The sequence below is a fragment of the Actinoplanes sp. OR16 genome, from assembly GCF_004001265.1.
Taxonomy (GTDB): Bacteria; Actinomycetota; Actinomycetes; order Mycobacteriales; family Micromonosporaceae; genus Actinoplanes.
In genome coordinates this window covers 407,579-431,172 of sequence record NZ_AP019371.1, presented here as the reverse complement: position 1 = coordinate 431,172, position 23,594 = coordinate 407,579, and the positions used below count along the sequence as shown (strand labels likewise).

Here is a 23,594-nt window from a genome sequence, read left to right as displayed (position 1 = left end):
GCCTTCGATGCGCCTGTCCGATCATGATTACGCTGAGATCGACGGGCGCCTCGCTGCCCACGACGCGTTCCTCCGGGCCCGCTACCCGGGGGACCGCGCCGGCCGGCAGCCCATCCACACCGTCTACATCCCGGCCGACAAGCTCTCGTCGTATCCCGACTGGGGCTCGCAGGCGCTGGAGGCGATGGACGAGCACGACTTCCCGTGGCCGGATCCGACCATCCGTACGAAGCTGGAGCTCGAACCGGTCGAGGACCTCCGCGTCGACTTCGAGGACGGCTACGGCGTCCGCGACGACGACCAGGAGGACGAGGCCGTCCGCACCGCCGCGGAGCTCCTGAGCAAGGGCCCGCGCCCGCCGTTCCTCGGCATCCGCATCAAGTCGCTGGAGGCCGTCACCCGGCGCCGCGCGCTGCGCACCCTCGACCTGTTCCTCGACTCCTACCAGGACCTCTTCACCATCACGCTGCCCAAGGTGAGCGGTACCGACCAGGTGGCCGCGATGGTCACCCTCCTGGAGAAGATCGAGGCCTTGTACGGGCTGAGCGCCGGAGCTCTGACGTTCGAGATCCAGGTGGAGTTGCCGTCAGCGGTCCTGGCCGCGGACGGGTCCGCCACCGTCGCGCGTCTCCTCACCGCGGCCGGCGGCCGGTGCACGGGTCTGCACTACGGCACCTACGACTACAGTGCCGCCGCCGGTGTGGCAGCGGCGTACCAATCGATGGAGCACCCGGCCGCCGACTACGCGAAGGCCGTCATGCAGGCCGCCGCCGCCCAGACCGGCGTGCGCCTCTCCGACGGCTCCACGAACGTCCTCCCGGTCGGCTCGACCGCCGACGTCCACGCGGCCTGGGAACTCCACCACCGCCTGGTCCGGCGTTCCCTGGAACGCGGCTACTACCAGGGCTGGGACCTGCACCCGGCCCAGTTGCCGAGCCGTTACGCCGCCACCTACGAGTTCTTCCGCGACGGCCGTGACGTGGCAGCCGACCGCCTGAACCGCTACCTGCACCGCCAGGACAGCGGCATCGCCGACGAGCCGGCCACGGCCCGTGCCCTGGCCGGCTACCTGCTGCGGGGCCTGGACTGCGGCGCCCTCGACAACGCCGGCTTCCCCCGCGAAGACCTGATGGCCCTGATCTGACTGCGTGTCGAGCCGGGGTCAGTCGCGGCGGCGGAGGTAGATCTGGCGCATCGCCGCGGCCAGAGCGGCCATGACGACGACGATCGTGAGGCTGCCGATGACACGGGAGGACCCCGGCTCGGCGAACCAGTCGGGCACGAAGCTGACCAGTGCCACCGGGTCGAAGACGATCAACCCGAACACCGTCACCACGGCGACGGCCAGCACCCCGACCATCATGCTCAGAACCGTCAGCCGCGTGTCCCACTGACCGCCCGTTCCGGTCTCGGTCGCTTCCCGGGCAGCGAGACCCAGTCCGAGATCGGCCGTCGGCTCCGCCTCAGCGACGACCTCCGCCTCATCAGCGACCTCGGCCGCCGGCTCATCAGCGACAGCCTGCTCGGCCTCCGCGTGCTCGGCCTCCGCCTGCTCGGCCTCCGCCTGCTCGGTCTCCGCATGCTCGGTCTCCGCTGCGGGGACGGCCTCGGCGGGCTCGTCGACCGGCTGAGGCTCAGGGGCCTCCTCGGTTTCCGGAAGCGACTCATCGGTGACCGCTTCAGCCACCGGCTCCTCCACGGCGACCTCGGCCACCGCCGAGTCCACATCGGAGGCGACTTCCTCCGCAGGCTCGGTCGCCGATTCGGGCTTCTTCTCCTGATTCGCCACGTAGACCCCCGTCTCTTGATCGTGGAGTCGGACAATAACGCATGCCGAAAACTCCGTGGGTTCGAACGATCGGGGGCGCTGTCGAGTACTACCTGTCGCCGACAAACCATGCGGGGAGGCATCCGGTGCGGTACGTCTCGTTCAAGCCATCACGGTCCGAGCACATCTGGCAGCGTCCATCCTGGAGGTGCCGGGCGTGCGGCCGCGCCTGGCCGTGCGCGCCGGCACGGGCGCATCTCACCGACGGCGCCGACCGGGTGTCGCTGGCCATGTACATGTGGGGGAACCTCGATCAGGCGATGACCGATCTGCCCCGGCGTACGCCGGCCGAGCTGTTCGACCAGTTCCTGGGGTGGACGCAGGTCAGGAAACCGCCGCGATCCGGTCCCGGAGCCACGACGGGTCCGGGTTCACGAAGCCCTCGCCGGCGATCACCACGGTCGGTACGGTCTCGTCACCACCCGTGATGGCGCGGACGGCTGCGGCGCCCTCCGGGTCCTGCCAGATGTCGACCCAGTGGAGACGGGCCGCCTCCGGGCCGAGGCGGGCGCGCAGGCGTAGGCAGAACGGGCATCCGGGACGCCAGTAGACGACCGGCCGGCCGTCCCGCAGCGCGTCGGCGGCACGCTCGGGACGTGGGAAGACTCCCGGCGAGAGGGCCACGGCGAGGCCGAGGAAGGCCAGCAGGAGGATGACGGCGCCCCAGGAGGAGCCGTCATTCACTTTGGCGGCGGCAATGAGCACACCGCAGAGGGCCGACAGGATCGCCAGCCGCCACCGACGCAACATGGAGCGGGACGTTACACCGCTACCGCGGGTAACAGAAGGTGAAACAAACTCCGTTTAGGGTCGGTACATGGTTGATCTGGTGGTGCGGTCCCGGCGGGTGGTTACCCCCGAGGGCGAGCGGGCAGCGGCGGTCGTGATCCAAGACCAGCGAATCGTCGCGATCGAGCCCTATGAAGCGATCGTGGAGGCGGCCGAGCACGTGGATCTCGGCGACGCGGCGCTGCTTCCCGGCCTCGTGGACACGCACGTGCACGTCAACGAGCCGGGCCGGACCGAGTGGGAGGGTTTCGCGTCGGCGACCCGGGCGGCCGCGGCCGGTGGCGTCACCACGATCATCGACATGCCGCTGAACAGCCTGCCGCCGACGGTGAACGCCGCGGCGCTCACCACGAAGCAGGCCGCGGCGACCGGACAGTGTCATGTCGACGTCGGTTTCTGGGGCGGCGCGATCCCGGGCAACGCCCCCGACCTGCCGGAGCTTCACGCGAACGGAGTCTTCGGTTTCAAGGCGTTCCTCGCCGACTCCGGTGTGCCCGAGTTCCCGCCGGTCGACGCCGGGCAGCTGGCCGAGGCCATGCGGGCGGTGGACGCCCTCTTCGTGGTGCACGCCGAGGACCCGGATCACCTCGCGGAGGCGGCGAGCTCGGCGGCGTACGCGGACTTCCTGGCCTCCCGCCCGGCCGACGCCGAGCACGCCGCCGTCGCCACGGCCATCGCGGTGGCCCGCGAGGCGGGACGCCGCGTGCACATCCTGCATCTCTCGGCAGCGTCGGCGCTTCCGCTGATCGCGGCGGCACGAGCGGAGGGGGTACGGGTGACAGCCGAGACCTGCCCGCACTACCTGACACTGGACGCGGACCAGGTGCCCGACGGCGCCACCGAATTCAAGTGCTGTCCCCCGATCCGCGACGGCGCCAACGCCGATCAGCTCTGGCAGGCCCTCGCCGACGGCCTCATCACCTGTGTGGTGAGCGACCACTCGCCGTGCACCCCCGAACTGAAGCGTCAGGACACCGGCGACTTCGCCGCCGCGTGGGGTGGAATCGCTTCCGTGCAACTGGGTCTGCCCGTGATATGGACCGCAGCTCGTGATCGCGGCTACACCCTCTCCGACGTGGTGAAATGGATGTCACGCAGGCCCGCCGATCTGGCCGGTCTGCGGCAGAAGGGACGGATCGCTGTCGGCGCCGACGCTGATCTCGTGGCATTCCTGCCGGACGAGGAGTTCACGGTCGACGCTCATGCCCTGCACCACAAGAACCCCGTCACCCCGTACGCGGGCCGGGTCTTGAAGGGCGTGGTCAGCACGACCTGGCTGCGCGGCGGCAGGGTGACCGGCGACGAGCCTCGCGGCCGTTTCCTTCGTGACCGCGCAGAGGAGATTTGATGGACGAATTCACCGGGCTCCCGGACCTGGCGTCGCGCGCTTTCGGCGGCGGCGTGGTCTACGCCAACGACGAGTTCTTCGCCGCGGCGGACCACCTGGTCCTGCCGGCGCCGGCGGGGCACGCGCCGAAGACGTTCGACCACAAGGGACAGGTCTACGACGGGTGGGAGACCCGTCGCCGCCGCGAGGCCGGCCACGACGTCGCCGTCGTCCGGCTCGGCGCGCCCGGGATCGTCCACGGCGTCGACATCGACACCGCGTTCTTCACCGGCAACTACCCGCCGTACGCCTCGGTCGAGGCCGTCGCGCTGCCCGGCTATCCGGGGCGGGAGGAGCTGGAGGCCGCCGAGTGGACCGAGATCGTGCCGCGTTCGGGGCTCAAGGGCGACAGCCACAACCTGTTCGCGGTCACCGACCGGCGGCGCTGGACGCACGTCCGCCTGCGGATCTTCCCGGACGGCGGGGTGGCCCGGCTGCGGGTGCACGGTGAGGTGATCCCGGACCCGGCGCTGCTGCCGAAGACGTTCGACGTCGCCGCCGCGCAGTACGGCGCGACCGTCGTGGACTGCAGCGACATGTTCTACGGCAACCCGCAGCGGATGCTGATGCCCGGTCTCGCGCAGAACATGGGCGACGGCTGGGAGACGTCCCGCCGCCGCGACGACGCGAACGACTGGATCGTCGTGAAGCTCGCGGCCCCGGCCGTGCTCCGCTTCGCCGACCTGGACACCAGCCACTTCAAGGGCAACGCTCCCGGCGCCGCGCGGCTCACCGGCCGGGACGAGCGCACCGGCTCGGGGGAGTGGGTGGAGCTGCTGCCCCGGGTACCGCTGCAGCGGGACACCCCGCACCGGTTCCGTCTCGCGAAGGCGCCGGAGGTGACGCACGTGCGGCTGGACATCTTCCCGGACGGCGGGATGGCCCGGTTGCGTCTGCTGGGTCGGGCCTCGCGTGCCTATCTGCACGCCAGAATGGGCGGGTGACTCGTACCGTCTCGCTCGTCCTGGTTGATCGGGAGGGCGTCCTGCTGGGCGCTCTCCCGCCGTTCACCGTCGTCACGCCCTGGTGGCAGGAGGTGGCCGAGGTCGTCGCGAAGGCCGGCCTGGACGTGACGGTGCTGCGGTTGCTCGCCGCCGACCGGTCCTCGCCGCCGGGTGGGCACGTGACGTATCTGGCCTCGTGCGATCCCCCGGCCGGGGCCGGCGCGACGCGATCCCTGCTCGGCGCCGCGCAGGCCTTCGTCAACGCGCCGTTCGACGCCGCGCCGCATCCGCTGCGGGCGCCCTATGCCGAGGTCGGTGGCCCGGAGGCGTCGCTGGCCTGGGCGGCCGGCGCCCTGGACCGGATCGGCCTGACCGGTACGACGGCGGTCCAGCAGCGCACCTGGAACCTCTCGGCGATCTGGCGGTTCGACCTGCCGGACGGCGCCACGGCGGCCTGGCTCAAGCAGGTGCCGTCGTTCTACGCGCACGAGCCGGACGTGCTGCGCCTGGTCGACGCGGTGTCGCCGGGTCTCGTGCCCTACGTCCTGGCGGCCGGTGAGCAGGGCCGGACGCTGCTGGCGCACGTGCCGGGCGAGGACCGGTACGGCGCCGGCCCCTCCCTCTGCGCCGAGGTGGTGGCCGCCTTCCAGCCGGTGCAGGCCCACTTCGCCGGCGTGCTGTCCGGCCTCCCCGACCGCCGCGTCGACATCTCCAGGATCGCCGAAGTCGCCAAACCCTATTCCAGCGAGATATCAGGTTTGCCGGAGCTGCTCGACGACCTTCCGCGTCGCATGGAAGCCGTCGACGCCTGCGGCCTGCCGGACACCCTGATCCACGGCGATCTCCACCCCGGCAACGTGCGGACCCACGACGACGGCCTGGTCATCGTCGACTGGTGCGACGCCGGCATCGGCAACCCGGCCTTCGACGTCCTGCGCCTCACCGACGACCCGGACGTGCTGCGGGACTGGGCGAGCCGGTGGCCGGGCTGCGACGCGCTGCGCGCCGTCGAGCTGCTGCGACCGGTCGCCGCGCTGCGGGAGGCGGTCACCTACGCCGACTTCGTCGCGAACATCGAGCCGTCCGAATGGCCGTACCACGCCGCCGACATCCCGGACCGGCTGCGCGCGGCGGTTCAGACAGCCGCGCTCTAGACGTACCGTGTCTGCATGGAGGATGCCCGCCGGCACTACCTCGACCTGATCCGCCACGATGGTGTGCGGCTGTCGCCGGCGCTGGCCCGGGCGTTCGCCGCCGTCGCCCGCGAGGTCTTCGTGCCGGACGGGTTCCACCGGCGTGACGGCAGCCGGGTGCTGCCGGCCGACCCGGAGTTCCTGCGCTCGGTCTACAGCAACGACGTGCTCGTCACCAAGCTCAACGGGCGGCAGCCGATCAGCTCGTCCAGCCAGCCGTCGCTGATGGCGATCATGCTGGAGGCGCTCGACGTCCGACCCGGCCAGCGGGTCCTCGAGATCGGCGCCGGAACCGGGTACAACGCCGCGCTGCTCGCCACCCTCGGCGCCGACGTCACGACGGTGGACGTGCAGGGCGATGTGGCGGACCGGGCACGCGCCGCGCTGGCCCGGGCCGGGATCACCGGCGTGCGGGTCGAGGCCGCCGACGGCTACACCGGAGGGCCGGACGGCGAGTACGACCGGATCATCGTGACCGTCGGCGTCGCGGGCATCTCGCCGTTCTGGACCGAGCGGCTGCTGCCCGGCGGCCGGATCGTCGCGCCCGTCGAGCACGCCGGCATGCACCCGGTCCTGGCCGCCGGCGTGTCGGGGGAGGCGTCGGTGGTCTGCCCGGCCGGGTTCATGAGCGCGGCCGGCCCGCTCGCCGCCCGGCACGAGGGCAGTCATCCGCAGCCGCCGGCCGGACCGCTGACCGGGCTGGAGGAGGTGTCGCGGCCGCGGTGGGGGGTTTCGCTCGAAGCTCTGGCGTACCGGGATCTGTGGTTCGCGGCCGGAGCCTGGCACCGGCGTGTCACCTACGCCTCGGTGCCGGGCCGGGAACAGAGCCTGCTCGCGGTCCTCGGCGACGGTGACCGGCATGCCGCAGTGGTGCTCCCGGACGGCGGGGTGCTGGCCTCCTCCGACCGTTGCGCCGCCGTGGCCCTCGCCCTCGCCGATCGATGGTGGTCGCTCGGCCGGCCGCCGATGAGCGCCTGGCGGGCGACATTGGCGCAGGCCGGGCCTCTGCTCGTGCCCCGCGACTGGAGGATCGGCCCGTAGAATCGGCAGATGGACATCGCTGTCGTGCCCGCGCAGAAGGCGACCTGGGCGGACCTTCAGGCGATCTTCGGCACGCGGGGCGAGCCGGCCCGATGCCAGTGCCAGTGGTTCAAGATCACGGCGGCCGAGTGGGCGTCCGTCCCGCCTCCGGAACGGGCCCGGCGGCTGCACGAGCAGACGAACTGCGGCGACGAGTCGGCGGCCGAGACCAGCGGGCTGGTGGCGTTCGCGGACGGGGAGCCCGCCGGATGGTGCGCGGTCGAGCCCCGGACGGTCTACCCACGGTTGTCCACCGCCCGGGTTCCGTGGGCAGGACGGGACGAGAGCCGTACCGACTCCGGGGTCTGGGCCGTGACCTGCTTCGTCACCCGGACCGGCTTCCGGCGGCGCGGAGTGAGCCGGGCACTGGTCGCGGCGGCCGTCGGATTCGCCCGGGACCGGGGCGCGCGGGCGCTGGAGGGCTATCCGATGGTGGTCCGCCCCGGGCAGGAGTTCAGCTGGGGCGAGCTCTACGTCGGCAGCCGCAAGATCTTCGAGGAGGCCGGGTTCGCCGAGGTGAGCCATCCGACGCCGCGGCGCGTGGTGATGCGGCTGGACTTCGCCTGAGCGGTCACCACGTCCCGGCCCGGCGCTCCCGCCACGGCCGGCCGTCCGGGTCGTAGACCAGGCGGTAGGCCGGAACCGCCCACAGCCGCTGGTGCCACGGCAGCCGCTCGGTCTCGTGCGGCACGAGCCGGCCCGGCGGACGCTCGCCGGTGCCGCCGTCGAGATGCCACTGGCGCAGCCGGTCGGCCGCCTCGTTCGCGGCCCGCACCGCGTCGAACGGGTCGATGAGACCGTCGTCGTCGGTCCGGTCCAGGTGCTCGCGCAGCAGCGAGAGCCGCAGGTCGCGCGGGAACCGCCGGGCGCCGTCACCGAGCCCGGCCGGATCCGCGGGCGCCCGCTCGTCCCGCTCGCCGTCGAGGACCGCGCAGCTCAGCTCGCTGTCGTGGGTCCACGAGCGACGGTTGAAGTTGTCGCTGCCGACACTGCACCACACGTCGTCGATCACGCAGACCTTGGCGTGCACGTAGATCGGGGTGTCCTCGTGGTTCTCCAGGTCGAAGACGTGCACCCGGTCGCCGCCGGCGCTGCGGCACAGCTCGATCGCCTTCTCCCGGCCCACCTGGTTCGGCGGCAGCGCGAACTTGCCGTCGACGTCCGGGTGGCGCGGCACCACGGCCATCAGGTGCAGATCGGGGTTGTCCCGCATCGCCTCGGCGAAGAGCCGGGCCACCTCCTCCGACCAGAGGTACTGGTCCTCCAGGTAGATCAGCCGGCGGGCCCGCTTGATGGCCTTCGTGTAGCCGCGGGCGATCGACCGCTCGCCGAGCTTCGCGAACGAGTACGCCGGGCGCATCGCCGGGTAGGTCCGGAGCACCTGCACCGTCATCTCCCCGGCCGGCGGTGGATCCGGCGGCTGCTCCGGCAGCGGGTCGGGGGTCATGTCCTCGTGCTTGAGCAGGTCGGTGACCGTGGAGATCAGGCCGTGCTGGTCCAGCGGCGCCGGGTCGGTCCAGCGTTCCCGGAAACTCTGGTCGAGGGTGCCGACGACCGGGCCCTTCAGCATCAGCTGCACGTCGTGCCACGGCGGGTTCGGCCCGTACGCCTTCGCCATCCGCACGGCCTGCCGGTCGCCGTGGTGGGCGTCGTCGTCGCGGCGGCTGTGGCAGAGGTCGATGCCACCGGCGAAGGCGACGTCGAGCTCGGGCCGGCCGGGGTGCCGGAGGATGACCAGCTTCTGGTGATGGGAGCCGCCCCGGCGGACACGCTGATCGAGGAGAACCTCGCCCCCGGCCGCCTCGATGTCGTCGCTGAGGGTCCGGTTCTCCTCTTCGCTGTAGGCCAGCTTGTCCACATGGGAACGCCACAGCAGGCCCTTGACGACCACACCTCGCTTGGCGGCGTCCGCGAAGAGCTCGGCGATCGTCGGGCCGCCGTCCCGGACCCGCTCGTCCGGGTCGCCACGCCAGTCGGTGAAGAAGAGATGGTCACCCGGTTCGAGCGCTTCGACCTCGGACGCCAGCCGATCGAAGTACCTTTGCCCATGAATTAGTGCTTCGGCCGTGTTTCCGGTGTTCCATGTGGGTATGGAGGTGTCCGGGTTGCCGCGTTCGGCAGCGGAGAGAAGCCATTCCCGCAACGGCACTGCAGCCCCTTCGAGGTCGACGACGCCCTCACCGTAAGCCTCCCGACCGCCGTCCGCACCCGGAGCGGCCACCCCCCAGCCTGGTGGAGGAACAGATCACATGAGCGCCGAGCCGCTGGCCACCACGAGCGTCACCGAAACCGTCGAATCCACCGAGAAGGGACTGCTCATCGCGGTCCTGCTCCTGGTCGTCCTGGGCACGACGGCCATGCTGCTGATGTCCGCCTGATCGTTCAGTCCGTGTGCGGCAGGCGGGTCGCCGGGATCACACCGAGCCGGCCCTTCTGATAGTCCTCGAAAGCCTGCTTGAGCTCGGCCTTCGTGTTCATCACGAACGGGCCGTAGTGCGCGATCGGCTCCCGGATCGGCCGGCCGCCCATGATGAAGAGGTCCATCTCGGTCTTCGCCTCGACACGGATCGCGTCGCCGGGCCCGTGCGTCGCGAGCTGACCGAGACGGATCGGCCGCAGGTCGGTGCCGACCCAGCCCTCGCCGGACAGGGTGTAGACGAGCGCGTTGAAGTCGGGCTGCCACGGCAGGTCGAGCCGGGCGCCGGGCTGCATCGTGACGTGCGCCAGGTTGATCGGCGTGAAGGTGGACCCCGGTCCGACGTTCCCGGCGATCTCCCCGGCGATGACGCGGATGAGAGCGCCGCCGTCCGGAGTGGTGAGAAGTGTCGTCTTTTTTCCGGAGATATCCTGGTACTTGGGGTCCATCATCTTCGCTGCCTTGGGCAGGTTCACCCAGAGCTGCAGCCCGTGGAAGAGTCCGCCACTGGTCACCAGGTGCTCCGGCGGCGCCTCGATGTGCAGAATCCCCGCCGCGGCGGTCATCCACTGCGTGTCCCCGTTGGTGATCGAGCCACCGCTGCCGAGCGAGTCCTGGTGGTCCATGATCCCGTCGATCATGTAGGTGACCGTCTCGAACCCGCGGTGCGGATGCCACGGCGTGCCCTTCGGCTCACCCGGCGCGTAGTCCACCTCGCCCATCTGGTCCAAGTGGATGAAGGGATCGAGTTCGGTCAGCGGCACTCCGGCGAAGGCCCGCCGGACCGGGAATCCCTCACCCTCGTAGCCCTGCGGCGCTGTGGTCAGCCGGCGCACCGGGCGGAAATCGGTCATCGGGTCGATCCGCGGCAGGCGCGGCAGGACGAGGACGTCCTCGACGGTGACAGCTGGCATGACTACACCTTCCTGATCTTCGCGAAGACCCGGCCTATGGTGGCCAGCTCCTCGTCGTCCAGATGGTCGATGAAGCTCTCCCGGACGGTCGTGAGGTGCGCCGGCGCCGCATCGCGCAACGTCTCCAGGCCGAGATCGGTCAGCACGGCTTCTTGGCCGCGCCCGTCGTCGGGGCAACTCTCCTTCTTCACCAGACCGCGCTTGATCATCGAAGTGATCTGGTAGGTGATGCGGCTCGGCGACAGCACGAGCCGGTTCGCCAGCTCGCCCATCCGGATCCGCCGCCCCGGCGCGTCAGCGAGCGCCACCAGGACGTGATAATCGTTCATGCTGAGTCCGGTCGTGGCCCGCAACTCATCCTCCAGGCGGGTGTGCAGCGCCCACGAGCTCTCGATGAAGGTGCGCCAGTGATCCAACTGAACGCCGCTGAGCGGTTCGGCCATGCGTCGGAGCGTACTCCTTAAAATCTGAAACATCAAAATTTGTACGAGCGGCCCCCCTGTGCGGATCGGCCACCCACCCCGCGAAAATCCCGAGCATGATCGCCGGGTCGTTGGTTAGCCTCGCGCCGTGCAGATCCGACAAGCCACCCCCGACGACGCCGCCGAGCTGCTGCGTCTCCGCGCCGTCATGCTGCAGAGTTTCCCTCAGCCGGACTGGAACGACGACTGGCGTGAGCCGGCCCGGCAGATCCTGCTGCGCCGCCTCGCCGAGCCGCTCCCCACGATGGCCGCCTTCGTGGCCGACCGCCCGGACGGGACCGGGCTGGCGGCCTGTGCCGTCGGGGTGATCGAGGAGCGGCTGGGCAACCCGATGAACCTGCACGGCCTGGCCGGTTACGTGTTCAGCGTCGTCACCGACCCGGACCAGCGGCGCCGGGGTTACTCGCGGGCCTGCATGACGGCCCTGCTGGACTGGTTCCGCTCGCGTGGGGTGAGCAAGGTCGACCTGCGGGCGTCGGAGGAGGGCGAGCCGCTCTACGAGTCGCTCGGTTTCCGGCGTACCCCCGACCCCGCGATGCGCGTGAGCCTCTAAGCCGCGCGGGCGGTCAGGGACTTGGTGATGTCGTCGCGCAGTTGGTCGTGGTCGACGCCGAGTTCGGCCAGGACCAGCATGGCCAGGCCCCGGCCCTCGCGCAGCACGCCGAGCAGGATGTGCTCCCGCGCGATGTAGTTGTGCTTGAGTCGCAGCGCCTCCCGCAGCGACAGCTCCAGCACCTTCTTGGCGCGCGGTGAGAACGGGATGTGCCCACTGCCGGCGTAGAACCGCCCGAAGATGCCCTTCTTCTTCGGCGCGGGGTGCGGCAGGCGCAGCGAGCCGGCCCCGAAGTTCTCCTCGATCGCGGCGCGGACCGCCTCCAGGTCGATGCCGATGGCCTTGAGTGCTGCCGCGTCCTCGGCGTCCCGGTCGGCGGCCGCCGCGGCGAGGTCGCCGTGGTCGCCGACGTGCCGGACGATGGCGGCCCGCACCCGCTGCCGGTCGGCGCCGGCCTCGCGGAGCACCGTGGCGACGCCGCTCTGCTCGTCGAGGGTGAGCGCGAGCAGCAGGTGCTCGGTGCCGATCGGGGAGTGCCCCAGCTCGCGGGCCTGCTCCTGGGCGCCGATGACGGCGGCGCGGGCGCCCTTGGTGAATCGCTCGAACATCTAGCCCTCCCGTGGATCCTGCGCCGGCATGAGCCGGGCGTGCTTCTTGTGAACGCCCTGGCGGGTCACCTCGAGCGCATCGGCGATCTCCTGCCAGGACCAGCCCTTGGCGCGTGCGTTTGTCACCTGGAGGTGCTCAAGGCCCTCCAGGAGGCGGCGGAGCGCCACCACCGCACGCAGCCCGACACGGGGGTCGGCGCTGCCTGCCGCGGCGGCGAGGTCGGTCGCTTCGGTCATGCTGTCAACTTACGTTGACAATGCTCAAGTGTCAACCGAAGTTGACGCGGAGGGCACGAAAAAGGCCGGCCCCCGAAAAGGGGCCGGCCTCGACGAGGGCCTCAGCGGCCTCGGCCGGTCTTCTCCTGCAGCTCGTCGATCTTCACGGATGCCTCGGCCTTGGTCAGGCCGTCCGGCACCTCCTCGTGCGCCTCGGACGCGAGCGTATTCAGGTACGACTCCTGCGCTCCGGTCGCCGGCTCCTCGCCGGTCGTCCAGTCCGCCGGGTCCTTGATGGCGTTCGTCGGCTCGGACATGCCGCCGTCCTTCCGGGTAGTGGTCTCGAACGTCTGTACCACTACCCGGACGAGCGTCACTTCAAAGCAGAGGTCACTCCCAAGCGGGCAGATTGCCGAGCGACACGGTCAGCTCGACCGGGTGGTGCACCGGAGCCGCCACCGTGAAACGCGCGCCCCACGGGTCGCGCAGCTCGGCGAAGGCGCTCAGGCCCGCCTCGGCCGGCTCGGAGATCACTCCGCCGCCCAGCCGCTCGCACAGGTCGGCCGCCTCCTGGATGTCGTGCACCTGGAAGGCCGCACGCCACCAGGCGCCGCGGTAGCCGGCGGCCAGCCCGGCGATCGCGTCGTGCCCGTGGTTGAGCCACTCGCCGGTGCCGAACTCGTGCCGCAGCAGCCAGCCGAACGCGGACCCGTAGAACCGGGCCGCGCTGCTCGGGTCGTCGGTGATGAGTTCCGGCCACGACATGGTGCCGGGTTCGTCGCGAGCCTGCGCTCCGGCGAAGTCGCCCGGCTCCCACAGGCCGAGCATCGCGCCGGCCGGGTCGGCGATGATCGCGCGACGGCCGCCGTGCGCCTCGGCCGGGTGGCTCAGGCAGATGCCGTCGGAGAGGGCGACCTGCTCAAGGGTCTCCTCAAGCTCGGGAGCGCTCAGGTGGGTGAGCCACCCGTCGGGCCGCTCGGGGGTGCTGCGCGTGAGTCCCGCAACGGCTCGCCCGCCCAGCTTGAACCGATCACCCGCAGACTCCCAGCCGAACAACTCTCCGTAGAACTCCGCAGCGCGTGCGGGGTCCGCACTCGCCAGTTCCACCCAGCAAGGTGTCAAGGGTGCATAGCCTCTGATCCGCATGAGCCGCTCCATGGTGGACATCCCCAGTCAGTTGAGCACTCTACGGCACTGAATACGCTTCGTCACTACCGGACGGTTCATTGTCCGGTTTAGAACAGAAAAGCATTACCTAGCGTGAGCGCTTGCGTGATCCAGGTGACGCATCACCGGCGTTGCGGCGATTCCGTGCAGGACGACGGATATGACGACGACGAATCCGGCGGTAGCCCATAAAAGATCGGCGGCGGGAAAATTCGCGTGCGTCAACGCGTACGCTAAGTAATAAAACGAGCCGATGCCACGGATCCCGAACGCCGCGATCACCCAGTGTTCCGCGGTGGTGCCGGGAGCGCCCCGCAAAGAGGCGAAAGCGGCCAGTGGACGGACCAGGAAGATCAGTACGAGGCCCGCGAGAGCGGCCTGCCAGGTGAGCGGAACCAGCAGCCCGCCGACCACCGCGCCGCCGAGCAGGAGCAGCAGCAGGACGGTGAGGAGCCGCTCGGTCTGCTCGGCGAAGTCGTGCAGCACCTGGTGGTACTCGTGCGAGCGCTCCGCCGCCCGGATCGCCCGCGCCGCCACGAAGACGGCCAGGAAGCCGTATCCACCGGCGACCTCGACCACCCCGTACGCCAAGAAGGTGGCAGCGAGAGCGAGAAAGCCCTCGGAGTGATGGGCCAGCCGCAGCGCGTCGCGTTTCGCGCGGAAGAAGAGCTTGCCGAGCAGCCAGCCGATCAGCGCGCCACCGGCCAGGCCGACGACCCCCTTGTAGAGGACGTCCTTCAGCACCCACTCGGCCAGCCAGCCGGCCGGGTCGAGGCCGTGCGTCGCGATCGCGATGGCGGCGTAGACGAACGGGAACGCGAGGCCGTCGTTGAGGCCGGCCTCCGAGGTCAAGGCGAACCGGACCTCGTCCTCCGAGTCCTCCTCGTCGGTCGGCTCGCCGACCTGCACGTCCGAGGCGAGCACCGGGTCGGTCGGCGCCATCGCCGCGCCGAGCAGCAGGGCGGACGCCGGCACGAGACCGGCCCACCACCAGCCGAGCAGCGCCGTCGCGGCGATCGTGATCGGCATCGCGACGATGAGCAGGCGGCCGGTGGACGCCCAGCGGCGGCGGCCGAACGGGCGGTCGATCTTCAGACCGGCGCCCATCAGCGCGACGATCACGCCGATCTCGGTGAGGTGCTCGGTGAGCTTGGTGAAGTGCAGCGGATCGGCCTCCGGCAGACCCAGCGGCAGGCCGAAGACGATCAGGCCGACCGCGAGGAAGACGATCGGCATGGAGAGCGGGCGGCGCTCCAGGACGCGGGGGAGGATACCGGCGAGCAGGGCGCCCACCCCGACCAGGGCGAACACCACATCGGACAGTTGCATCAGGCGATCTGGGCAATCGGCGAGGCGTCCAGGTCACGCAGGAGCGCGGCGGGGTTCTCGTACGTCGCCGCCGCCCCCGCTTCGAGCAGCTCCGCCGAACTTGTCCCACCGCAGACCAGGCCGATGCACGGGATGCCCAGCTTCCCGGCGGCCTGCACGTCCCAGACCGAGTCGCCGACGTACACGGCCCGCGCCGGGTCGACGTCGGACTGGGCCAGCGCCGCCTCCAGGATGTCCGGCGCCGGCTTGCTCTCCTCGGCGTCGGCAGACGAGGTGGCCGCCGTGATCACGTCGTCGGCGCCGAGGACCTGGCGCAGCTTGCCCAGCTCCGCCTTCTTCGCCGAGCTCGCCAGGACCACGGCGAGATCACGGGCGGCGACCGCGCGTACCAGATCGGCGGCGCCGGGAAGCTGCCGCAACCGCTCCCACCAGGCCCCGTAGAGCACGTCGTGCGCGGTGCCCATCTCCTCGTCCGCGGACCGGTCCCGGTCCTCGCCTTCGCCGAGGAGGTGGTCCAGCAGCTTGTCGGAGCCCATGCCGATGCCCCGGTGGATCAATGCCATCGGTACGTCGTGGTCGTACTGGCGCAACGCCTCCCACCAGGAGACGGCGTGCAGATATGTGGTGTCGATCAAGGTGCCGTCGACGTCGAACAGAACTCCGGGCTTCATGCCCTCGCATTACCCGGCAGCAACATCTCGAACCAGACCGTTGATCCGCGGACCGTCGGGTCGGTGCCCCACGAGTCGCTGAGATCCTCGATCAGCCCGAGTCCGCGCCCGCGGCTGGCCAGCGCGTCGGCCCGAGCCCGGATCACGCTGCCCCGGGTCCCGGTGTCGGCCACCGAGACCAGCAGACGCTCCGCGTTGAGATCGATGTGCACCTGAGCCGGAGTCCCGGCGTGCAGGAGCGCGTTCGTCGTGAGCTCACTCGTACAGAGAATCGCCGCTCCGATCACCGCCTCCGGGACCGACCAATCCCGCAGGCGGGTCGACATCCACTGCCGCACCCGGCTCGGACCGGTCGGCTCGGCCGGCACCTGCATGGTCGCCGAGCGGCTCATCGCCAGCGCGTGCTCGACCGCGAGCACCGCCACGTCGTCGTCGGTGGTGCCCGCGACCGCTGCCGTGGCCAGCGAGCACATGTTGCGCGGGTCGCCGCTCGCCGAACCGGCCGCCGCGGCCACCAGGGCGTCCAGGCCGTCGTTGAGCGGGCTGCCGCGCCGCTCCACCACGCCGTCGCTGAACATCAGGATCGTGTCACCCGGCTCCAGCCGCAGTGTGCCGGTCTGCCAGCGGCCGCCGAGCCCCAGCGGCGCGCCCGGGGGAACCTTCACCAGCTCGGCCGTCGCCGGCTCGCCGCCGTGCCCGGCCCGGCGCAGCACGGGCGGCGGATGCCCGGCGCTGGCCAGCGTGATCGTCCCGTCCTCGGGGTCGAGAACCCCGTAGACGACGGTCACGAAGATCTCCTCGTTGCGCGACTCGGCGCCCAGCGAGCCGACCAGCCGGTCCAGCCCGGCGAGGACGCTCGGCGGCGCCGGATCGGTCAGTGCCAGCGCCCGCAGCGCGGCCCGGACCTGGCCCATCACCGCGGCCGCCCGCACGTCGTGCCCGGCGACGTCGCCGAGGACCATCGCGAGCCGGCCGTCGAGCAGGCGGAACGCGTCGTAGAAGTCGCCGCCGGCCGCGTTGCCGTCGACACCGACGTCGTAGCGCGCGGCGATCCGGAACGTGTCGAGCTCGGGCAGGTGCTCGGGAAGCATGCTGCGCTGCAGGAGCTGAGCGGTGCCGTGCTGGGCCTCGAATCGCCGCGCTCGCTCGGCGGCCTGCGCCACCAGCTCGGCCGCGGCCTTGAGCAGGGCGCGCTCGGCGGGCAGCCAGTTGTGCGCCCGGGTGAAGCCGACGGTCAGCGCACCTCGCAGGGACGGCGTGCGCAGCGGCAGGGCGGCCAGCGCGCGGACCCGGCGCTCGTGGCGGTCGGTCGCCACCTCGCGTAGCGGCTCGCCGTCGGCCACGAACGTCGCCCGGCCCGTCTCCGCCGCCGCCACCAGTGGGGCTTGCGGGTCGGCGCCGACGCGTCGCCAGACCGGGGGCAGCCGCTCGTCCGCCTCGTCGAGCATTTCGCCACGGATGCGGCGGACGTAGCGATAAGCCACGCCGTCGTCCACCGCCAGGACGCAATGATCAAGATCAAAGGAGGCCATGGCGTACGTGAGGACGACGCGCGTCACGTCGTCGATGGTGAGCGCGCCGGCCAGCCGGGCGGTCAGCTCCCCGAGACTCTGCAGGCGATGGATGACCTGGGTCGTCTCGGCCGCGACGGTGAGGACGCCGGCGACGGTGCCCCGCGAGTCCCGCACCACCGAGTGGCCCTGCGTGTAGAAGGCGGGCTCGGTGCTGCCCGGCTGGATCGGGACCTGGCTCTCCGGCTCCAGGACGGCACGGCCGGTCCGGTGCACCTGCGCGATCACGTCACCCATGCCGTGCCGGGTCCAGGCCTCGCCGAACGCCTCCGGAGCGGGTCTGCCCAGCGCGCCCGGGTGCAGCTCGTCGAGCACGTCGGCGTAGGCGTCGTTGTAGAGCGCCAGGCACTCCGGGCCGAGCGTCAGCAGCATCGGCACCGGCGACGCGAGCATCAGCTCGACGGCCGCCCGGACCGCCGGATCCCAGCCCGTGATCGGGCCGAGCGAAGTGGTCGACCAATCATGGGCATGCACCAGCGCCGTGCAGCCCCGGCCGGTGTGCTGAGCCCCGGCCCCCTGCACGGGCAGCGTTGAGATCGCCGCCGGGCGGATTCCGCCCGAGCCGATCGCTCCCGAGCCGACCATGCAGAAAGCCTATCCCGAGTGGTCCGTTTGTACGATGCCACACCGTACGACCGTCCGGTTCTTGACTCGATCGCAGGGTGGTTTGCAGTGATGTTTCACGCGTAAGGCTACCCAATGTGATCTTGCCGGTGCGCGGTGAGCTGGACTGATGCCGTTCTCGCTCCCGCCTTCCTCCCGGATTCGCAGCAAGTGGGAGATCGCCTTCCGGACACTCCCGTCATCGGCCGTTCTGTCGTGGGCACGTGGTATCCCGGACACCTGAGGTTCTGCTGAGGGAGGTCGGATGACCGGAGACGGACTGAGCCGTGGGCTGAGCGACATGTGGCGGTCGGTGGTGTTGTTCCTGCCACTGGCGCTGGCCTTCCTAGCCGTCCTGCTCGTCGGCTACCTGCTGGCCCGGCTGGCACGCACTGTCATCCGCAAAGCGCTCGGCCGGACCGGGTTCGACCGGGCCGTCCAGCGCGGTCCGGCCGGCCGGCTGTTCCGCGGCGAGGCCCCCGGCCCGGCGGAGGTCTGCGCCCGGCTCGGTTTCTGGGTGGTGATGCTGATCGCGCTGCAGCTGGCGTTCGGCCTCTGGGGTCCCAATCCGGCGAGCGCCCTGCTCAACGACCTGATCTCCTGGCTGCCCCAGGTCTTCGTCGCGATCGTCATCGTGGTCGTCGCGGCAGCCCTCGCCGGCGCCGCCCACGACCTCATCGTGGCCGCCCTCGGCGACCTCGGCTACGCACGGGTGCTCGCCAAGGCCGTCGCCGCCGTGATCGTGACGCTCGGCGTGATCGCCGCCCTCGATCAGGTCGGCATCGCCACCTCGGTGACCAGGCCCCTGCTCATCACCATCCTGGCCACGGTCGCCGGCGTGATCGTCGTCGGCGTCGGCGGCGGCCTGATCCGCCCCATGCAGCAGCGCTGGGAGGGCTGGCTCGACAAGGCGGCCACCGAGTCCGCGGCGATGCGCGAGCAGGCCCGGGCCTACACGGAGGAACGAGCCCGCAGAGCCGCCGAGGAGGAGGCCCGCAAGGCCGAAGAGGCACGCCTCGCCGAGGAAGCCCGGCTTGCCGAGGAAGCCCGCAAGGCCGAGGAAGCCCGGCTGGCGGAGGAGGCCCGCAAGGCCGAGGAAGCGCGCAAGGCCGAAGAGGCTCGGGTCGCCGAGGAAGCACGCAAGGCCGCAGAGGCCCGCCGCGCCGAGGAAGCTCGCAAGGCCGAGGAAGCCCGCCGTGCCGAAGAAGCTAGGAAGGCGGAAGAGGCCCGGGCCGCCGAGGAGGCCCGGAAGGCGGAGCAGCGGCGTCAGGAAGAGCAGCGTCGAGCCGACGAGGCCCGCCGTGCCGAGGAGGCCCGGGCTGAAGCGGTTCGCCGTGCTGAGGAAGCCCGGGCTGAAGCGGTTCGCCGTGCTGAGGACACCCGCCGCGCCGAGGAAGCACGCAAGGCCGAAGAGGCCCGGGTCGCCGAGGAGACACGCCGCGAGCGGGAACGCCGCGCCGAGGAGGAACGCCGCGAGTGGGAGGCCCGGTCGGCAGCGGGCGAACCGGCCGGCGACGAGACCCAGGTGATCCCGTTGCCGGTGGACGACCGGCCACACCTGATCCCCGGCTTCGACCGTGACGACTTCGACGATGAGCAGGACACGCCGGCGCTGATCCGGGAGACCGAGGTGTTCACGCGGAAGCGGCCCGGCTCCGGCGATACCACCGTGGTGACCCAGGGCGCGGGCGACGACGAGCCGACGGTGGTCCGCCTGCCCGACGGGGACTCGACAGTGGTGATCGACGAGACGGACGAGGGCGAGCGTACTCAGGTGGTCTCCCTGCCCGGCCCCGAGTCGACGCAGGTGATCGACCCGCACGCCGCCGCCGACGAGGCGACCGAACCGCTGGACGAGGACCCCAAAGGTCCACCCGCTAAGAAGTAGTCCCCGCCCGACCTCCCTTTCCGACCGCCCGCGGCGCAACGCAGAGCCGGTCGGCGGCCCTTCTGTGGTACCAGAAGCCAACCGTGGCGATCTCCGCCAGCCACACGTCTCCCGCCGACCCTGGTCATCAACGTCCGCGCCCGCTTCGTCGCACCTACGTCGTCCGGGCTCCTCGTCGTCTGTGCCTGTCGTCGTCTGTGCCTGTCGTCGTCTGCGCTTGTCGTCGTCTGCGCTTGTCGTCTGCGTTCGTCGTCGTCTGCGCTTGTCGTCGTCCGCGGCCGCTTCGCTGTATTCGCCGTCGTCGGTGACCGCTCGCCCTTGTCACTTCCGTCGTCAATGAACCGAGGACCGACCCCTCGCAGATCTTGGGTGATCGAGTACACGGGGGTGTGGGAGTTCGCTCAAGATCTGACCGGGGCGGTGGTGTGCTGCGGTGGCCCCTTCGGCGCCCTTCGTCGTCGACGGCGCTCCGCCGTCGCAGATCTTGGGTGATCGTGTCCACGGGGGTGTGGGGGTTCGCTCAAGATCGGCGTCAGCGTCGGCATCTGTGTAGGCGATTGGCCGTGGCGCCTTCACCGGCCAAATGTCTTTGTCGGCGGTGACCCCTTCGCGGATCTTGAGTGATTGTGCACGTTGGGACGTGGAGGACCGCTCAAGATCTGGCGACAGCGACAGCGACAGCGACAGCGACAGCGACAGCGACAGCGACAGCGACAGCGGCGGCAGTAGCAGCGGCGACGGCGGCAGCGGCGGCAGTGGCGGCAGTAGCGGCGGCGACGGTAGTAGTAGCGGCGACGGCAGTAGCGGCGGCAGCGGCAGTAGCGGCGGCAGCGACAGCGGCGGCAGTAGCGGCAGTAGCGGCGTCTGAGGAGGCGGCGGCGGTTCTCTTTGAGTACCGGCTATCAGTAGTGCATCGCGCGAGGGCTGGCTTGCGGCTTTCGGCGGAAAAGAATCGTGGCCGGCTCCTCGGGGAAGGAGCCGGCCCTGTGAATGGTCGGATTCGGTGAGTGCTACCGCCCGCGTCGGTGCGGGCCTCGGGCCAGTGCGGAAAGTACGGATCAGTGCGGGGAGCCGGACTAACACGGATCTTGGAGCGGCGCCGGGCCTCGGATCAGTGCGGGGAGCCGGACCAGCGGATCTTGGAGTGGCGGCGGGGCTGGGTCAGCGCGGGGCGGGGAGGGTCCGGGCGAGGGTGCAGACGGCGAGGAGGCGGCGGAGGACCCAGTCGTTCTCGGACCAGTCGATCTCGCCCTCGGGGGCCTGCCAGCCGTGCTGGAAGGCGGCGTCGCGGACACCCTCGGCGTAGGCGGCCAGCAGGATCGCGGTGAGCGGGCGGGCGTCGGCGGAGAGGCTGTCGCGTACGCCGGCGGCGTGCTGGTCGATCACCGACATGAAGCCGGGGTTGTTCTGCGAGAACGCGATACCGCTCACGCCGACGGCGGCGGTGAGGTCGGCGAGCGACGCGTTGGCGGAGCGCTGGGCGGAACGGGCGGCGGCGTTGCTGAACAGGCCATTCATGAGAAGAAACGTTAAGGAGCCTCGGGTATCCGACGGTTCCCCGAACAGGTGCAGCTCGGTTGAAGCCGCCGCCGCGGGGAAAGAAGACCTCGGAGGCAGCCGTCAGGCTAGCCTCCTAGGACGCCTAAGGAGACGGGTATGACGGGACCGGACGAACGGCATCAGCGGCCGGACGGGCTCGACGACACCACGGTTCAGGCGCTGGGGAAACTCAGTGAGGCGCTGGAGACGGTGGAGCGGGTACGCGGGCACCTCTACTCCATGCACCAGCTGACCGGCACCGCCGACTTCATGCTGGACGAGGCCGTCTCACTGTTCATGCAGGCCGGCCACGTCGAGACGGCCGAGCGGATCCAGCAGGAGCTGATCGGCCGCAACGTCATCCCGGGGCACTGGACGTTCCAGATCGTCGAGGCGTACGACGACGGCTACTACACGGAGTTCCGTGAGCTGGAGCGGGACGCCCGGGAGAAGCTCGCGCAGGGCCGCCGCCACTTGTACGAGGCGGAGCTCAAGGAGCAGCGGCGAACCCGGGGACGGGCGGGGCACGAGGCCCTGCCGGGTTACTCCGCGTAGTCGACCTGTTCGGGGCGGCGGCGCTGGGCGTCGTCCGCGATGATCACGGTGGCGACCAGTAGAGCGACGACGACCGCGAAGAACCAGGAGGCGTCGTCGATCAGTTTGGCGGCCAGCGGAGCCTGAAAGGCCGCGAGCAGGAAACCCACCCAGGCGATCCGACGCTGACGTTCAGACAGAAATCCGGCAACTCGCACCCGGACAGTCTTACTCGATCAGGACGGATCGCCGTCACCCGTTCGGCCGATTCTGCGTTGTCCGATGGTGCCCTCAGCCTTGCGCCGCCGCCACTCAAGCGTGTTCAGGACCAGCCTGTCTGTGCTGGCCGGAGCCGTACTCACGGCCTCCTGCACGGTGAACCCGCCACCAGCGGCCCCGCCCAGGATCGTCAAGCCCCGGACGATCGAGCCGGTCACGCCGGCCGCCGCTCGCCCGGTTCCGGTCCTCGCCGGGCCGCTGCAGGCCCGGACCGGCGCCTGGCTCACGGTGGGGGATGCGGCGAGCCGGGTACGGGTCCGCTTCGCCTCTCTGCCGGGCCAGCTCTACCGGATCACCACCGCCCCCGACGCCGGGGTGACGCCTGTCGTGTTCCGCCGAGGTGGCCGGGTCGTGGTGCGGCTGCGTGTCACCGACGGTGATGGCCTGGATGAGCTGCGGATCGTGCTGAACCGGGACGTCCGCTGGGACATCCGCCTGCCCGCCGGCGCGGGGGAGCAGCAGCTGAACCTGAAGCAGGGCCGGGTGAACCGGGTGATCCTCGGCTCGTCGGGCCTGGCCGAGCTGTCGCTGCCGGACCCGGTCGGCACGGTACCCGTCACGTTCACCGGCGGGGTGGGCGCGGCGGTGGTGACGGCCGCGACCGGGGCGCCGTTCCGGATCCGGTTCGACCAGGGGGCCGGGTCGGTGGTGACGCCGTGGACCGCGAACAACGGGACCCCGGCCGGGACCGTCCTGCGGGAGCCGGGCTATCGCCGGGCCACCGACCGGTACGCCATCCGGGTCCGGTCCGGCCTCGGCGACATGACCCTGAGGAGACGGGACCCTCGATGAAGGATCAGTGCGGGCCGGTGTGACCCGTGGTGCTGGGCCGCGTGCCCGTCTCCTCGATCTCCTGGCCGCTGTCGTTGTCGCTCGGGTCGTTCTGACCGTCGGTGTCCCAGGAGGCCATCGCCCGGTTCAGCTGGTCGAGCGGCAACTTCTCCTCGTCGCGCCAGGCGCCGGTCTGCTCGTGATCAGTCATGGGAGCCGGTTACCCGTACCGGGAGAAGCGAAACGGCCGCCCGGAGGCGGCCGTCCACACGAGGAGATCAGATTCCCGGCCGGTCGACCTGGCCGCGCCAGGCGCCCGTCTCGATGCCTCCGCGGCTCTCGATGAACTCCTTGAAGCGGTGCAGGTCGCCCTTCACCCGGCGGTCGACGACGCCGAGCTTGTCACCGGCGGTCTCGACGAAACCCTGCGGGTCGAAGTCCATCTGGACGGTGACCCGGGTGTGCGTGTCGTCGATGCGGTGGAAGGTGACCACGCCGGCCTGCTTCTCGCCGTCGGTCGAGTGCCACGCGACGCGCTCGTCCGGCAGCTGCTCGGTGATCTCCGCGTCGAATTCGCGCTTCACCCCGGCGATCTCGGTCTTCCAGTGCGTGTGCGTGTCGTCGAGCTGGCGGATCTCGCTGACGCCCTCCATGAACCGCGGGAAGTCCTCGAACTGGGTCCACTGGTTGTAGGCGGTACGTACCGGGACGTTGACGTCAACGAACTCGGTGACGGTGCTCACGAGGTTCTCCCTTCAATCGCTTCGTGACCTTGAGGTGCCCGAGGGGGACCCGGCTAAACGCTGTTTGTCAGCGGCCTGCGTGGGTAGCG

28 protein-coding genes and 1 pseudogene are annotated in these 23,594 nt (G+C 70.8%); 12 read left to right on the top strand and 17 right to left on the bottom strand.

The genetic code is table 11. From position 1 onward, the window contains the following. The first annotated feature begins 7 nt into the window (after positions 1-7). Positions 8-1,144: an aldolase/citrate lyase family protein gene (locus EP757_RS01980; RefSeq protein WP_127542501.1), complete on the top strand. Its 1,137-nt coding sequence runs from the start codon at positions 8-10 to the stop codon at positions 1,142-1,144. 18 nt (positions 1,145-1,162) lie between these two features. Here the strand turns inward: EP757_RS01980 and EP757_RS01975 are convergent, their stop codons facing one another. Beyond that, positions 1,163-1,789, bottom strand: a complete 627-nt coding sequence (locus EP757_RS01975) for a hypothetical protein (protein WP_127542500.1) — start codon at positions 1,787-1,789, stop codon at positions 1,163-1,165. Positions 1,790-2,152: 363 nt separating this feature from the next. Further along, on the bottom strand, positions 2,153-2,578 hold the full coding sequence (locus tag EP757_RS01965; protein WP_127542499.1) for a glutaredoxin domain-containing protein: 426 nt from the start codon (positions 2,576-2,578) through the stop codon (positions 2,153-2,155). 67 nt (positions 2,579-2,645) lie between these two features. On the opposite strand from EP757_RS01965, the gene allB reads away from it, so the two are divergent. Genes allB through EP757_RS01940 form a run of 5 tightly spaced genes read left to right on the top strand, consistent with a single transcriptional unit; the run spans position 2,646 to position 7,788 of the window. After that, positions 2,646-3,965: an allantoinase AllB gene (gene allB, locus EP757_RS01960; RefSeq protein WP_127542498.1), complete on the top strand. Its 1,320-nt coding sequence runs from the start codon at positions 2,646-2,648 to the stop codon at positions 3,963-3,965. Then, entirely contained in the window at positions 3,965-4,948 is a 984-nt protein-coding gene (gene alc, locus EP757_RS01955) for an allantoicase (RefSeq protein ID WP_127542497.1), read from the top strand. Before allB ends, alc begins: the two co-directional genes overlap by 1 nt. Next, a complete protein-coding gene (locus EP757_RS01950) occupies positions 4,945-6,102 on the top strand; it encodes a phosphotransferase (RefSeq protein WP_127542496.1) in 1,158 nt (385 codons plus the stop codon). Before alc ends, EP757_RS01950 begins: the two co-directional genes overlap by 4 nt. 15 nt (positions 6,103-6,117) lie before the next feature. Further along, a complete protein-coding gene (locus tag EP757_RS01945) occupies positions 6,118-7,182 on the top strand; it encodes a protein-L-isoaspartate O-methyltransferase (RefSeq protein WP_127542495.1) in 1,065 nt (354 codons plus the stop codon). Between the two features lie 9 nt (positions 7,183-7,191). Further along, on the top strand, positions 7,192-7,788 hold the full coding sequence (locus EP757_RS01940) for a GNAT family N-acetyltransferase (protein ID WP_127542494.1): 597 nt from the start codon (positions 7,192-7,194) through the stop codon (positions 7,786-7,788). Positions 7,789-7,792: 4 nt separating this feature from the next. Here EP757_RS01940 and EP757_RS01935 read toward each other — a convergent pair whose 3' ends face one another. Further along, positions 7,793-9,370 (bottom strand): phospholipase D-like domain-containing protein, encoded by a 1,578-nt coding sequence (locus EP757_RS01935; protein WP_127542493.1) that lies wholly within the window; start codon positions 9,368-9,370, stop codon positions 7,793-7,795. A 100-nt stretch (positions 9,371-9,470) separates the two neighbouring features. Between EP757_RS01935 and EP757_RS44420 the strand changes: the two genes are divergently transcribed. Then, complete coding sequence (locus tag EP757_RS44420) at positions 9,471-9,599, top strand: hypothetical protein (protein WP_255435398.1); 129 nt, start codon at positions 9,471-9,473, stop codon at positions 9,597-9,599. 4 nt (positions 9,600-9,603) lie between these two features. On the opposite strand, the gene EP757_RS01930 is transcribed toward EP757_RS44420, so the two are convergent. After that, positions 9,604-10,551, bottom strand: a complete 948-nt coding sequence (locus tag EP757_RS01930; RefSeq protein ID WP_127542492.1) for a pirin family protein — start codon at positions 10,549-10,551, stop codon at positions 9,604-9,606. Between the two features lie 2 nt (positions 10,552-10,553). Further along, positions 10,554-10,994, bottom strand: coding sequence for a MarR family winged helix-turn-helix transcriptional regulator (locus tag EP757_RS01925; protein ID WP_127542491.1), 441 nt, complete (start codon positions 10,992-10,994; stop codon positions 10,554-10,556). 127 nt (positions 10,995-11,121) lie between these two features. Between EP757_RS01925 and EP757_RS01920 the strand changes: the two genes are divergently transcribed. Next, positions 11,122-11,586 carry a GNAT family N-acetyltransferase gene (locus EP757_RS01920; RefSeq protein ID WP_127542490.1) on the top strand — a complete coding sequence of 155 codons (465 nt, stop codon included), beginning with the start codon at positions 11,122-11,124 and terminating at the stop codon, positions 11,584-11,586. Here the strand turns inward: EP757_RS01920 and EP757_RS44730 are convergent. From EP757_RS44730 to EP757_RS01885, 8 genes and pseudogenes are all read right to left on the bottom strand, one after another. Continuing rightward, entirely contained in the window at positions 11,583-11,768 is a 186-nt protein-coding gene (locus tag EP757_RS44730) for a Clp protease N-terminal domain-containing protein (RefSeq protein WP_370457844.1), read from the bottom strand. The genes EP757_RS01920 and EP757_RS44730 overlap by 4 nt on opposite strands. A 234-nt stretch (positions 11,769-12,002) precedes the next feature. Further along, positions 12,003-12,194: pseudogene (locus EP757_RS44725) on the bottom strand (Clp protease N-terminal domain-containing protein); the annotation flags it as partial. Continuing rightward, the gene (locus EP757_RS01910) at positions 12,195-12,431 is read right to left on the bottom strand and encodes a helix-turn-helix domain-containing protein (RefSeq protein ID WP_127542488.1); all 237 of its coding nucleotides are present in this window, start codon (positions 12,429-12,431) and stop codon (positions 12,195-12,197) included. A gap of 101 nt (positions 12,432-12,532) precedes the next feature. Then, positions 12,533-12,727 (bottom strand): DUF3072 domain-containing protein, encoded by a 195-nt coding sequence (locus tag EP757_RS01905; protein ID WP_127542487.1) that lies wholly within the window; start codon positions 12,725-12,727, stop codon positions 12,533-12,535. A gap of 73 nt (positions 12,728-12,800) precedes the next feature. Beyond that, on the bottom strand, positions 12,801-13,517 hold the full coding sequence (locus tag EP757_RS01900; protein ID WP_232050316.1) for a VOC family protein: 717 nt from the start codon (positions 13,515-13,517) through the stop codon (positions 12,801-12,803). 144 nt (positions 13,518-13,661) lie between these two features. After that, on the bottom strand, positions 13,662-14,906 hold the full coding sequence (locus EP757_RS01895) for a sodium:proton antiporter (protein WP_127542485.1): 1,245 nt from the start codon (positions 14,904-14,906) through the stop codon (positions 13,662-13,664). Beyond that, positions 14,906-15,577 carry an HAD family hydrolase gene (locus EP757_RS01890; protein WP_127542484.1) on the bottom strand — a complete coding sequence of 224 codons (672 nt, stop codon included), beginning with the start codon at positions 15,575-15,577 and terminating at the stop codon, positions 14,906-14,908. Before EP757_RS01890 ends, EP757_RS01895 begins: the two co-directional genes overlap by 1 nt. Then, the gene (locus EP757_RS01885; protein WP_127542483.1) at positions 15,574-17,733 is read right to left on the bottom strand and encodes a SpoIIE family protein phosphatase; all 2,160 of its coding nucleotides are present in this window, start codon (positions 17,731-17,733) and stop codon (positions 15,574-15,576) included. The genes EP757_RS01890 and EP757_RS01885 overlap by 4 nt, the downstream gene beginning before the upstream one ends. 283 nt (positions 17,734-18,016) lie before the next feature. Between EP757_RS01885 and EP757_RS01880 the strand changes: the two genes are divergently transcribed. Together EP757_RS01880 and EP757_RS42695 are read left to right on the top strand one after the other, a co-directional pair. Then, on the top strand, positions 18,017-19,639 hold the full coding sequence (locus EP757_RS01880; RefSeq protein ID WP_127542482.1) for a hypothetical protein: 1,623 nt from the start codon (positions 18,017-18,019) through the stop codon (positions 19,637-19,639). 640 nt (positions 19,640-20,279) lie between these two features. Beyond that, positions 20,280-20,507: a hypothetical protein gene (locus tag EP757_RS42695; protein WP_160165751.1), complete on the top strand. Its 228-nt coding sequence runs from the start codon at positions 20,280-20,282 to the stop codon at positions 20,505-20,507. Positions 20,508-20,800: 293 nt separating this feature from the next. Here EP757_RS42695 and EP757_RS01870 read toward each other — a convergent pair whose 3' ends face one another. Continuing rightward, complete coding sequence (locus tag EP757_RS01870; protein WP_127542481.1) at positions 20,801-21,157, bottom strand: DUF6401 family natural product biosynthesis protein; 357 nt, start codon at positions 21,155-21,157, stop codon at positions 20,801-20,803. Positions 21,158-21,295: 138 nt separating this feature from the next. Here EP757_RS01870 and EP757_RS01865 point away from each other — a divergent pair, with 138 nt between their 5' ends. Further along, positions 21,296-21,733 carry a hypothetical protein gene (locus tag EP757_RS01865; protein ID WP_127542480.1) on the top strand — a complete coding sequence of 146 codons (438 nt, stop codon included), beginning with the start codon at positions 21,296-21,298 and terminating at the stop codon, positions 21,731-21,733. Here EP757_RS01865 and EP757_RS01860 read toward each other — a convergent pair. Then, positions 21,721-21,882 carry a hypothetical protein gene (locus tag EP757_RS01860; protein ID WP_232050315.1) on the bottom strand — a complete coding sequence of 54 codons (162 nt, stop codon included), beginning with the start codon at positions 21,880-21,882 and terminating at the stop codon, positions 21,721-21,723. The two genes, EP757_RS01865 and EP757_RS01860, sit on opposite strands and share 13 nt — an antisense overlap. Positions 21,883-22,087: 205 nt before the next feature. Between EP757_RS01860 and EP757_RS01855 the strand changes: the two genes are divergently transcribed. After that, positions 22,088-22,783 carry a hypothetical protein gene (locus EP757_RS01855; protein ID WP_232050314.1) on the top strand — a complete coding sequence of 232 codons (696 nt, stop codon included), beginning with the start codon at positions 22,088-22,090 and terminating at the stop codon, positions 22,781-22,783. Positions 22,784-22,787: 4 nt separating this feature from the next. On the opposite strand, the gene EP757_RS01850 is transcribed toward EP757_RS01855, so the two are convergent. Together EP757_RS01850 and EP757_RS01845 are read right to left on the bottom strand one after the other, a co-directional pair. Next, positions 22,788-22,973 (bottom strand): hypothetical protein, encoded by a 186-nt coding sequence (locus EP757_RS01850; protein ID WP_127542477.1) that lies wholly within the window; start codon positions 22,971-22,973, stop codon positions 22,788-22,790. 67 nt (positions 22,974-23,040) lie between these two features. Then, positions 23,041-23,505, bottom strand: coding sequence for an SRPBCC family protein (locus EP757_RS01845; protein WP_127542476.1), 465 nt, complete (start codon positions 23,503-23,505; stop codon positions 23,041-23,043). Between the last annotated feature and the right edge of the window lie 89 nt (positions 23,506-23,594).